The organism is Nitrincola lacisaponensis (assembly GCF_000691225.1).
In the GTDB taxonomy this organism is placed as follows: domain Bacteria; phylum Pseudomonadota; class Gammaproteobacteria; order Pseudomonadales; family Balneatricaceae; genus Nitrincola; species Nitrincola lacisaponensis.
Genome location: NZ_JMSZ01000022.1, coordinates 1 through 1,125, shown reverse-complemented (window position 1 = coordinate 1,125; position 1,125 = coordinate 1). Strand labels below are relative to the sequence as shown.

At 54.0% G+C, this 1,125-nt stretch carries 1 protein-coding gene; it reads right to left on the bottom strand.

What is annotated here, in order from left to right:
- Positions 1 to 249: 249 nt before the first annotated feature.
- The coding region (locus ADINL_RS08445; RefSeq protein WP_036546465.1) for a GIY-YIG nuclease family protein at positions 250 to 1,125 on the bottom strand (876 nt) is incomplete at its 5' end.

The window sequence follows — 1,125 nt, the reverse complement described above, 5'->3', positions numbered from 1 at the left end:
ACATACTACAACATACAAGTCTACAGACAGATTTACAGCGGGATTCCTGGAATTACCATCGGTCGATAGCTTCCAGTTGCAGGATGATGCCCTATGGCTTGGATTAGCCCCTGAAACGGCCGTCACAGGGCTTTAGGTGTCGGGGTAGTCTTACCCCTTGCTCGACCTGCGTTCGCCTTGCACAAACGCAATCTGGCGGTCTTTTCTCTTGGAAGGCAGGATCAACCCGGCTTCTCTTGGCGTTCAACCTTAAACGTTGAGGCTTGCATTCATCCACCGATGCAAGCGCATCAGTTGAGGCCCGCGCCGGTCGCCCCTGCGAGCGACAAACGGCAACAAAAGCTCCTGAACCCTGGCTGCACCAGGAATGCTCTCGGCTAAGTCGTCTTGAGGCTGGAGCATGATGCAATCTGTATGAACTCTGACCTCCGCAAGAAAACGCCTGTCGTTGTGGCGAGCGCGATAACTGGGGAATGCGGAAATACTGCGGCCGAGGTCACGTTCTGCAAACAAAGGAAAGTCATGGTCTAGGCACCCTGCCACATTCACCGGAAGCGATACATACATAACCGCCATCCGCTGGCCGCTATCCAAGTCGTCATAAACAAGAATGCCGTACAGCCGACCAATGTCATCCAGCCTCAGAAGGAAGTTTTCAAGCCGTTCAACCTGGGAGCTGTTCCACTCTGCATTTTTGGCATGACGTTCTGCTTGGCGTTGCTCCCATGCGTGCCGCTTCGCTGCTTGCTCATCGGCTTTGGCTTGCCTTCGTGCCTCGACCTCAGCCAGCGCGGGCCGAACCCTTGTTAAAGGAAAGGTGACAGGCTCCACTTCCCCAATCCGCAGACGCTCACGTTGTTCGACCAGGAAGGCAAGCACGTCGCTCCATGCAGCAATATCGAACCACTCTGTATAACCATCGCCAGTCGGCATTTCCCGTGAATAGTCAGCAAACAAGTAGTGCAGAGCTGATTCAACCTTATAAGCATGGCCGCCCTGCATAGGCACTTGCAGACTTCGATCCCAATCTAGTTCCTGGGGAAGCTGTGCGCCTCTTCGAGCAGGCTCAAGACTGACGCCTATCTTGAAGGCATCCCTAGCTTTGTTCTGTAGCAGGTAGACATA